Annotated in this window: 10 protein-coding genes and 1 pseudogene; 3 read left to right on the top strand and 8 right to left on the bottom strand. The window is 69.5% G+C overall.

Annotated features, from left to right (window positions below; genetic code table 11):
* The 8 genes and pseudogenes from APY03_RS45095 to APY03_RS37100 form a co-directional block, all read right to left on the bottom strand.
* Positions 1-531, bottom strand: a pseudogene (locus APY03_RS45095) (ribonuclease E/G); the annotation flags it as partial.
* Between the two features lie 15 nt (positions 532-546).
* Positions 547-1,152 carry a Maf family protein gene (locus APY03_RS37130; RefSeq protein ID WP_068685412.1) on the bottom strand — a complete coding sequence of 202 codons (606 nt, stop codon included), beginning with the start codon at positions 1,150-1,152 and terminating at the stop codon, positions 547-549.
* The gene (rlmH, locus tag APY03_RS37125) at positions 1,149-1,616 is read right to left on the bottom strand and encodes a 23S rRNA (pseudouridine(1915)-N(3))-methyltransferase RlmH (protein WP_068685410.1); all 468 of its coding nucleotides are present in this window, start codon (positions 1,614-1,616) and stop codon (positions 1,149-1,151) included. The genes APY03_RS37130 and rlmH overlap by 4 nt, the downstream gene beginning before the upstream one ends.
* Complete coding sequence (rsfS, locus tag APY03_RS37120) at positions 1,613-2,275, bottom strand: ribosome silencing factor (protein WP_068685408.1); 663 nt, start codon at positions 2,273-2,275, stop codon at positions 1,613-1,615. Before rsfS ends, rlmH begins: the two co-directional genes overlap by 4 nt.
* Positions 2,275-2,892 carry a nicotinate (nicotinamide) nucleotide adenylyltransferase gene (gene nadD / locus APY03_RS37115; RefSeq protein ID WP_068685406.1) on the bottom strand — a complete coding sequence of 206 codons (618 nt, stop codon included), beginning with the start codon at positions 2,890-2,892 and terminating at the stop codon, positions 2,275-2,277. Before nadD ends, rsfS begins: the two co-directional genes overlap by 1 nt.
* On the bottom strand, positions 2,883-3,797 hold the full coding sequence (gene hemF / locus APY03_RS37110; protein ID WP_068685404.1) for an oxygen-dependent coproporphyrinogen oxidase: 915 nt from the start codon (positions 3,795-3,797) through the stop codon (positions 2,883-2,885). Before hemF ends, nadD begins: the two co-directional genes overlap by 10 nt.
* The gene (gene purD, locus APY03_RS37105) at positions 3,797-5,107 is read right to left on the bottom strand and encodes a phosphoribosylamine--glycine ligase (protein WP_068685402.1); all 1,311 of its coding nucleotides are present in this window, start codon (positions 5,105-5,107) and stop codon (positions 3,797-3,799) included. The genes hemF and purD overlap by 1 nt, the downstream gene beginning before the upstream one ends.
* Positions 5,108-5,131: 24 nt before the next feature.
* Positions 5,132-5,857, bottom strand: coding sequence for a YebC/PmpR family DNA-binding transcriptional regulator (locus tag APY03_RS37100; RefSeq protein ID WP_068685400.1), 726 nt, complete (start codon positions 5,855-5,857; stop codon positions 5,132-5,134).
* Between the two features lie 168 nt (positions 5,858-6,025).
* Here APY03_RS37100 and APY03_RS37095 point away from each other — a divergent pair, with 168 nt between their 5' ends.
* The 3 genes from APY03_RS37095 to APY03_RS37085 form a co-directional block, all read left to right on the top strand.
* A complete protein-coding gene (locus tag APY03_RS37095) occupies positions 6,026-7,387 on the top strand; it encodes an NAD(P)/FAD-dependent oxidoreductase (RefSeq protein ID WP_068685398.1) in 1,362 nt (453 codons plus the stop codon).
* An 85-nt stretch (positions 7,388-7,472) separates the two neighbouring features.
* Positions 7,473-8,513, top strand: coding sequence for a chorismate transformation enzyme, FkbO/Hyg5 family (locus APY03_RS37090; protein ID WP_068685396.1), 1,041 nt, complete (start codon positions 7,473-7,475; stop codon positions 8,511-8,513).
* A 17-nt stretch (positions 8,514-8,530) separates the two neighbouring features.
* The coding region (locus APY03_RS37085; protein ID WP_068685394.1) for a lysophospholipid acyltransferase family protein at positions 8,531-9,117 on the top strand (587 nt) is incomplete at its 3' end.

The following is a 9,117-nucleotide window of genomic DNA, read 5'->3' as shown; positions in this document are numbered from 1 at the left end:
GCCGCCGCTGCCGGCCGCGGCGGCCGCCTCGATCAGCACCTGCATGCGCGCGCGCAGCGCATCTCGCAGGTCGGACGGGATCTTCTGCGACACGCCCACATGGTTGTCCTGCGGCAGGAAGACCAGCAGCCGGCCCGCGATGCTGATCTGGGTCGACAGGCGCGCGCCCTTGGTTCCGATCGGGTCCTTGATCACCTGCACCAGCAGCGACTGGCCCTCGAACACCTGCTTTTCGATGGGCACCACCGCGCCGTTGCGGCCGTCGCGATCGAGCGCCGCGGCGCTCGAGCGCGAGCCGGGCGTGAAGGGCGCGACGATGTCGGCCACATGCAGGAAGGCCGTGCGGTCCAGTCCGATGTCGATGAAGGCCGACTGCATGCCGGGCAGCACGCGCGAGACCTTGCCGAGGTAGATGTTGCCGACCAGCCCGCGCTCCAGCGTGCGCTCCACGTGGAGCTCCTGCACGGCGCCGTGCTCCACCAGCGCGACGCGGGTCTCCTGCGGAGACCAGTTGATCAGGATGTCTTGCATCTTCTTTCCACGGCACTAGAGCGCGAAGCCGGCCTGGCGCAGCAACTGGGCAGTCTCGAACATCGGGAGCCCCATGATGCCCGAATGCGAGCCGCTGATGTGCTCGACGAAGGCCGCCGCGCGCCCCTGGATGGCATAGGCTCCGACCTTGCCGTCGGGCTCGCCGCTGGCGACATAGGCGGCGATGCGACGTTTCTCGATGGCGGCGAAGCGCACGCGCGACACGCTGAGCGCCGCATGCCGGCGCCGGCCGTGCTGCAGCGCCACCGCGGTCAGCACGCGGTGCGTGCGGCCGGAGAGCAGCGCCAGCATGCGCTGCGCGTCCTGCGCGTCCTCGGGCTTGCCCAGGATGGTGCTGCCGAAGGCGACCGTGGTGTCGGCGCACAGCACCGGCGCCGGAGGAAGGCCCAGGCGGCGATGGCGCGCCACCGCCGCATCCAGCTTGAGCGCGGTGACGCGCTGCACGTAGGCGGTCGGCGACTCGCCCGGCTGCACATGCTCCAGCGCCTCGGCGTCCTCCCCGGGGCCGGCCAGCAGCAGCTCGTGGCGAACCCCGAGCTGGCCCAGCAGCTGGGCGCGGCGCGGGCTCTGCGAGGCCAGATAGATGAACGAGTCCGTCATTCGCGGTGGTAAGGATGGCCTGCGTTGACCGACCAGGCCCGGTAGAGCTGCTCGACCAGCAGCACGCGGGCCATCGCATGGGGAAGGGTCAGGTCGGAAAGGCGGATGCGCTCGTGCGCCGCCCCCTTGAAGGCGGGGTCCAGCCCGTCAGGGCCGCCGATGACCAGCGCGACGTCGTCGCCCTCGCCTTGCCACGCCTGCAGCCGGGCCGCGAGCGCCTTGGTGGTGAGCGCCGTGCCGCGCTCGTCCAGCACCACGATGCGCATGCCCTTGGCAATGGCCGCTTCGATGCGTTCGCGCTCCGCGGCATACAGGGTTTCGAGCGTCTTGGAGCCACGCGGCTCGGTCTTGACGGCGCGCAGCTCGAGCTTCAGCTCTGGCGGGAAGCGCTTGGCGTAGTCGTCCCAGGCGGTCTGAGCCCAGTCGGGCACACGCTGCCCGACCGCGACCACCAGCAGCTTCATGTGCGCGCCGTGGTCTTGCGCGGCGCCTTCTTCGCCGGAGCCGCCTTCTTGGCGGCAACCTTCTTCGCGGCAGACTTCTTGGCCGGCGCCTTGTTCACGACGACGGTCTTGACCGGGGCCTTGCTCGCCGGCGCTTTCCGGGCCGACGTCTTTTTGGGCGCCGGCTTCGGCTTGGCGGCCGCGTCCGCCGCGCGCTGCGCGGTCTTGGCGGCGCTGGAACGCCTCAGCGAAGGGGTCTTGGCGGCGGCGGGCGGCTTCTCCTCGGCCGGCCGGGCTGCCACCGGCTTCGCGGCGCCGAGCTTGGTGCGCACCGGCTTGTCGCCCCAGATCTCCTCGAGGTGGTAGTACTGGCGGATGGCCGGTTGCATGATGTGCGCCACCGCGGCACCACAGTCGACGATGATCCATTCGCCGTTCTCCTCGCCCTCCACGCGCGGCTTGTTGAAGCCCGCGTCGCGCACCGCGTCGCGCACGCTGGCGGCCAGCGCCTTGGTCTGGCGGTTGGAGGTGCCCGAGGCGACGATCACGCGCTCGAACAGCGGCGAGAGGTGCTCGGTGTCGAAGACCTGGATGTTCTGCGCCTTGACGTCCTCGAGGCCATCGATGATGGCCCTCTGGAGTTTCTGGGTGTCTTTCTTGGCGGCGGCTTCAGTACTCATCAGGTGGAACGGTAGAGGTGGTGTTGGTCAATATAGCGTGCAACCGCCGGCGGAACCAGATGCAAGAAGTCCTGTCCCTGCGCGGCGCGCGTCCGGACTTCGGTGGCGCTGGTGTCCATCGGCGCGAGCATGAGCTTCTCGAATCGTGCGCCGGGCGGGAGTTCGGGCAGCCCATGGGGATCGAAAGGGCTTGCGTCCGCTGCGCCGGGACGGCGGGCGACTGCGATGACGGCCATTTCCAGGATCTCGCGCCAGCCGTGCCACTGAGGCAGCCAGGCGGCCTGGTCGGCCCCCATGATCAGCACGAGTTCAGCCGCCGGGTGCTCCTGCTGCAGCTCGCGCAGGGTGTCCAGAGTGAAGGTGGGCCCGGCACGCCCCAGCTCGCGGGCGTCGACGACGGCACCCGGCAGCGCCTCGAAGGCCAGCTGCGCCATCGCCAGGCGGTGTTCGCCGCCGCTCAGCGTGCGTGTCTTGTGCCAGGCATCGCCGGTCGGGAAGATGCGCAGCTCGGCCAGGCCCAGCTGCGCCAGTGCAGCCTGAACCAGCGCGACATGTGCGTTGTGCGGCGGATCGAAGGCACCGCCGAACACGCCGATGCGGAGCCGGTTCAGAGCCATTCGCGGCGCACGATGAAGTCGCTGTAGAGCGCTGCCTCGGGCGTGCCCGGCTCCGGCTCGCGGCGGTAGGCCCAGCTGGCCTGCGGCGGCATCGACAGCAGGATCGATTCGGTGCGCCCGCCCGACTGCAGCCCGAAATGCGTGCCGCGGTCCCAGACCAGGTTGAACTCCACGTACCGCCCGCGCCGGTAGAGCTGGAAGGCGCGCTCGCGCTCGCCATGGGGCATGGCGCGGCGACGCTCGACGATCGGGAGGTAGGCTGGCAGGAAGGCGTCGCCCACGGCGCGCAGCATGGCGAAGCTGCGCTCGAAGCCGAGTTCCGCGAAGTCGTCGAAGAAGATGCCGCCCACCCCGCGCTGCTCGTTGCGGTGCTTGAGGAAAAAATACTCGTCACACCAGGTCTTGAAGCGCGGGTACTTGTCCTCGCCGAAGGGCGCCAGCGCATCGCGGCAGCTGCGGTGGAAGTGCACCGCGTCTTCCTCGAAGCCGTAGTACGGCGTGAGGTCCATGCCGCCGCCGAACCAGCACACAGGCTCGCCCTGCGACGGCAGCGCGGCCAGCATGCGCACGTTCATGTGAACCGTGGGGACATAGGGGTTGCGCGGGTGGAACACCAGCGAGACGCCCATGGCGTCGAAGGGCGCGCCGGCCAGCTCGGGCCGGTGCTGCGTGGCCGAGGGCGGCAGCCTCGGGCCGCTGACCTGCGAGAAGCCGCACCCGGCGCGCTCGAACAGGGCGCCACCCTCCAGGATGCAGGTCAGGCCGCTGCCCTGCAGCGGCTCCCCTGGCGCCTTCTGCCACGGGTCGCGCAGGCAAGCCTTGCCGTCGGCCGCCTCCACCGCGGCCATGATGCGCTGCTGCAACCCCCGCAGGTAGTCGCCGACGGCTTGGCGGTCGTCAGGCATCAGGCCTGGGGCGTGCGCGCCTGGACGGCGCGGTGCCCGATGTCCTTGCGGTACTGCGCGCCATCGAAATGGACGCGCGCCGCCAGCGCGTAGGCGCGCTGCTGCGCCTGCTTCACGCTGTCGGCCAGCACGGTGACGCAGAGCACGCGGCCGCCGCTGGTCCTGAGCTCGCCGTCTTCGAACGCGGTGCCGGCGTGAAAGACCACCGCGTCAGGCGTTTCGGGCGGAATGCCGTGGATGGCATCGCCCTTGCGCGGCGACAACGGATAGCCGTGCGCCGCCATCACCACGCCCAGCGCGACACGGCGGTCCCAGTCGAGCTCGATCTGGTCCAGCGTGCCGTCGGTGGCGTGCCAGAACACCTCGAACAGGTCGGACTTGAGCCGCATCATGATCGGCTGGGTCTCGGGGTCGCCCATGCGGCAGTTGAACTCCAGCGTCTTGGGATGGCCGGCGGCGTCGATCATCAGGCCGGCGTAGAGGAAGCCGGTGTAGGGGATGCCGTCCTTCTCCATGCCGCGGATCGTGGGCAGGATGATCTCTCGCATGGCGCGCGCATGCACCTCGGCAGTGACCACCGGCGCCGGCGAATAGGCACCCATGCCTCCGGTATTGGGCCCCTCGTCGCCGTCCTGCAGGCGCTTGTGGTCCTGGCTGGTTGCCAGCGCGGTGACGTTCACGCCGTCGCACAGCACGATGAAGCTGGCCTCCTCGCCCTGCAGGAACTCCTCGATGACGACGCGCGGCGAAGCCTTGCCGTCTTCCCCCTCGTTGTGGACGATGCCCAGCTTGTTGTCCACCAGCATGAAGTCGATCGCCTCGTGCGCTTCCTCCAGCGTCGTCGCGACGACCACGCCCTTGCCGGCGGCCAGGCCGTCGGCCTTGATGACGATGGGCACGCCCTTGGCGTCCACGTAGGCATGGGCCGCCGCAGGGTGGGTGAAGGCCTCGTACTCGGCGGTGGGAATCTTGTGCCGCTTCATGAAGGCCTTGGAGAAGGCCTTGGAGCTTTCCAGCTGTGCCGCGGCCTTGGTCGGCCCGAAGATGCGCAGCCCGTGCGCGCGGAACTCGTCGACCACGCCGGCCGCCAGCGGCGCCTCGGGGCCGACCACCGTGAGCGCGATCTTCTCCTGCAGCGCCCAGGCCCGCAGCGCCGCGGGCTCGGTGATGTCGATGCATTCGTAGCGCGAATCCGCGCGCGTGCCGCCGTTGCCCGGCGCCACATAGACGCGGCTTACGCGCGCCGCCTGGGCCAGGCGCCACGCCAGTGCGTGCTCGCGGCCTCCTCCCCCGATCACCAGTACCTTCATTCGCGGGCTTTCATGGGCGCTTCCTCACTCGGAAAGCGCCGCGTTGTGATAGACATCCTGCACGTCGTCGAGATCCTCGAGGGCGTCGAGGAGCTTCTGCATCTTCGCGGCGTCCTCGCCGGCGAGCTCGATGGTGTTCTCGGCGCGCATCGTGACTTCGGCCACCTCGGGCTTGAGGCCGGCGGCCTCCAGGGCGTCGCGCACCGCCTCGAAGTCGCCGGGCGCCGTCAGCACCTCGATCGCGCCGTCCTCGTCGGTCACCACGTCCTCGGCGCCGGCTTCGAGCGCGACTTCCATCACCTTGTCCTCGCTGGTGCCGGGCGCGAAGACCAGTTGCCCGCAATGCTTGAACTGGAAGGCGACCGAGCCTTCGGTGCCCATGTTGCCGCCGTGCTTGCCGAAGGCATGGCGCACCTCGGCCACGGTGCGAACGCGGTTGTCGGTCATGGTGTCGACGATGATCGCGGCGCCGCCGATGCCGTAGCCCTCGTAGCGGATCTCCTCGTAGCTCACGCCTTCGAGGTTGCCGGTAGCCTTGTCGATGTTGCGCTTGATGGTGTCGGCCGGCAGGTTGACCGCCTTGGCCTTGTCGACCGCCAGCCGCAGGCGCGGGTTGGCGCTCAGGTCGCCGCCGCCGGCCTTCGCCGCGACCATGATTTCACGGATCGCACGGGTCCAGAGCTTGCCGCGCTTCTCGTCCTGCCGGCCCTTCCTGTGCTGAATGTTCGCCCATTTGCTGTGTCCGGCCATGGCAGTCGCTCGCTATCTCGTGTTTCGAATCAGGTAGGGAGTTTACTGTCGGGCGCGTACGACGGCCCCGCGTCCTACAGCGGAAGCATCGATCCTTTTTGGGATAATCCGCCGCTGATGCGCCAGGTCAGTACGGGCATCTCCCGGTTTCCCTCCCCTCACCAGCGCATGAATACTCCTCCAACAACGAATGCCGAAGCTGCCGCACCCGCGCACCAGACCTGCGATGTCCTCGTGATCGGCGGCGGTCCCGCTGGCTCCACGGCGGCGGCGCTGCTGGCGCAGCAGGGCCGCAAGGTGGTGCTGCTCGAGAAGGAGCACCATCCGCGCTTCCACATCGGCGAATCGCTCCTGCCGGCAAACGTGCAGCTGTTCGACCGGCTGGGCCTGCGCGATGAGATCGAGCGTATCGGCATGCCCAAGTGGGGCGTCGAGTTCGTATCGCCCGACCATGAGCACACCGCGATGGTCGAGTTCGCCGATGCCTGGGACAAGAGCATGCCCTACGCCTGGCAGGTCCGGCGCTCCGAGATGGACGAGATCCTCTTCCGCAACGCCGGCGCACGCGGTGCGCAGACGATCGAAGGCTGCCGCGTGCGCGACGTCCAGTTCGACGCCGACGGCGCCACCGTGACCGCCCATCTCGACGACGGCGCCGCGCGCAGCTGGCGTGCCCGCTTCGTTCTCGACGCCTCCGGGCGCGACACCTTCCTGTCGAACAAGTTCAAGGCCAAGCAGAAGAACCCGAAGCACAACAGCTCGGCCCTCTTCGGCCATTTCCGCAACGCCGACCGGCTGCCGGGGAAGCTCGAGGGCAACATCACCATCTTCTGGTTCGCGCACGGCTGGTTCTGGTACATCCCGCTGGCGGACGGCACCACCAGCATCGGCGCCGTCTGCTGGCCTTACTACCTCAAGTCGCGCAGCAAGCCCGTCAAGGATTTCTTCGCCGACACCATCGCGCTGTGCCCGCAGCTGGCCGCGCGCCTGTCGCAGGCCACGCTGGTCGACGATGCGGTCTACGCCACCGGCAACTATTCGTACACCAGCACGCATTGCAGCGGCGAGCGCTACCTGATGCTGGGCGACGCCTACACCTTCATCGACCCGGTGTTCTCATCGGGCGTGTACCTCGCCATGTACAGTGCCTTCGAAGGCACCGAGGTGGTGGCCGCCGTGCTCGATCGGCCGGCCGAGGCTGCCAAGGCGCGGCAGCGCTTCGAGCGCGACATGCGCAGGGGCCCGCGCGAGTTCTCCTGGTTCATCTTCCGCGTGACCAACCCGACCATCCGTGAATTCTTCATGTACCCGCAAAACCCGTTCCGCGTGAAGGAAGCGCTGCTCTCGCTCCTGGCCGGCGACATCTACGGCAAGACGCCGATCTGGCGCTCGCTGCGGGTGCTCAAGGCCCTGTACTACCTGGTGTCCGCCGGCCATCCCCGCCGCACCTGGCAATCCTGGCAGCGGCGGCGCCGGAACATCCGCGACCTCGGGCCGCTTGCCGGCGAGAACGTGGTCGAGGCCCGGTGAGCGCCGCCCGGCCGCCCGAAGGCGCGAAGGCCCCCTGGGGGGGCAGCGCAGTACACGAAGTGACAAGCGTGGGGGATGTTCTCTGATGAGCGCGAGGGACTTCAACGGGGTGCCGCCCCTGCGCGTCGAGCGGCTCTCGCTGTCCGAGAGCCTGGCGCTGTCCTCCGGGGGACACCCGCCCTTCGGCGCGCTGGGCTATGGCACCCCCGACCACCTGTCCTGGATGCCCACGGTCAATGCCCGCGTGCTCTCGGACGCCGGGGCGATGGCCGATGTGTGGCACGCCAGCGAACACATCGAGTCCGGCACCACCGGCGTGGTGCGCTGGCGCTGCGACGGCCACTGGATGCTGGGCGCCATCGACCTGGACGAGGCGCGCGAAGGTTCGGGCCTCACCGAGTTGGCTCACCGGGCCTACCGCGACCTGTTCCAGTCGCTCGCGCAGACGGGCTGCACCCACGTGCTGCGCTTCTGGAACTACCTGCCGCGCATCAATGCCGACGGGGGCGGACTCGAGCGCTACCGCCAGTTCAACCTGGGCCGCCAGCAGGCCTTCGTCGAGGCCGGCCAGGCCGCCTTCGAAGGCGCGCCGGCCGCCTGCGCCCTGGGCATCCACCAGGGCGCCCTGTGCATCCGCTTCCTGGCAGGCCGGGTGGCGCCGCTGCCAGTGGAGAACCCGCGGCAGGTCTCGGCCTACCACTACCCGCCCGCCTACGGCCCGCGCTCGCCCACCTTCTCGCGCGCGGCACTCGCCGAAATCGGCGGCGGCGACGTGGCGCTGTTCATCTCGGGGACGGCCAGCATCATCGGGCACGAAACGGTGCACGTGGGCGATGTGCGGGCCCAGGCTGAGGAGACACTGCGCAACCTCGAAGCCGTGATCGCCGCGGCCAACGAACGCGGTTCCGCCCGCTTCGCCGTGGACACGATCGATGCCGTGGTCTACGTGCGCCACGTCGCCGACACGCCGACCGTGCGCGAGGTGCTCGAACGCAAGCTGGGCGCGCAGTCCCACACGCTGCGCCACGCGGTCTACCTGGAAGCGGACATCTGCCGGCAGGACCTGCTGGTGGAGATCGAGGCCCATGCCGTCGCCGGCGGGTCACTGGACGCCTCGAAGGTGTGAACGAACCCGGGCCCACCATGAAGCGCCTGCTGCGCTCGATCTTCTCCCTCCCCCTCGCCCTGCTGTTGTACGCCCTGCTGGCGCTGCTGGGCCTCATCTCGCTGGCCTGGAACCTGGCCGCGATGCTGCTCTACCCGGTGCTGCCCGCGCGCACCGGCCGCGTGCTGGGCCGGCGCGTGATCGCACTGGCCTACCGCGCCTTCTGGGCCACCGCCTCGGCCGCCGGGATGATGCGCATCGACGCCGCCTGCCTCGACGCGCTGCGCGAGGAGCGCGGGGTGATCTTCGTCGCCAACCACCCCACCATGCTCGACGCCCTGCTGCTGGTGGCGCGCCTGCCGCGCAGCGCCTGCATCATGAAGGCCGACCTGATGCGCAACATCTTCCTGGGCGCCGGCGCGCGGCTCGCGCGCTACATCCGCAACGATTCGGCGCGCACCATGGTCCGGCTCGCGGTCGAGGACCTGAAGGCAGGCGGCCAGTTGGTGATCTTCCCGGAAGGCACACGCACCGTGACGCCGCCGCTCAACCCTTTCCGCCCGGGCGTCACGCTGATCGCCAAGCTGGCGCAGGCGCCGATCCAGACCGTGTTCATCGACACCGA

This window comes from Variovorax sp. WDL1, from assembly GCF_001541225.1.
Lineage (GTDB): Bacteria > Pseudomonadota > Gammaproteobacteria > Burkholderiales > Burkholderiaceae_C > Variovorax.
This window is presented reverse-complemented; position numbering and strand designations above follow the sequence as displayed.

Excerpts from the sequence above, each read along its gene's own strand:
- APY03_RS37095 (WP_068685398.1), top strand. The coding sequence starts at position 6,026 with ATGAATACTCCTCCAACAACGAATGCCGAAGCTGCCGCACCCGCGCAC.
- rsfS (WP_068685408.1), bottom strand. The coding sequence starts at position 2,275 with ATGAGTACTGAAGCCGCCGCCAAGAAAGACACCCAGAAACTCCAGAGG.
- APY03_RS37100 (WP_068685400.1), bottom strand. The coding sequence starts at position 5,857 with ATGGCCGGACACAGCAAATGGGCGAACATTCAGCACAGGAAGGGCCGG.
- purD (WP_068685402.1), bottom strand. The coding sequence starts at position 5,107 with ATGAAGGTACTGGTGATCGGGGGAGGAGGCCGCGAGCACGCACTGGCG.
- APY03_RS37090 (WP_068685396.1), top strand. The coding sequence starts at position 7,473 with ATGAGCGCGAGGGACTTCAACGGGGTGCCGCCCCTGCGCGTCGAGCGG.
- APY03_RS37130 (WP_068685412.1), bottom strand. The coding sequence starts at position 1,152 with ATGACGGACTCGTTCATCTATCTGGCCTCGCAGAGCCCGCGCCGCGCC.
- rlmH (WP_068685410.1), bottom strand. The coding sequence starts at position 1,616 with ATGAAGCTGCTGGTGGTCGCGGTCGGGCAGCGTGTGCCCGACTGGGCT.
- nadD (WP_068685406.1), bottom strand. The coding sequence starts at position 2,892 with ATGGCTCTGAACCGGCTCCGCATCGGCGTGTTCGGCGGTGCCTTCGAT.
- hemF (WP_068685404.1), bottom strand. The coding sequence starts at position 3,797 with ATGCCTGACGACCGCCAAGCCGTCGGCGACTACCTGCGGGGGTTGCAG.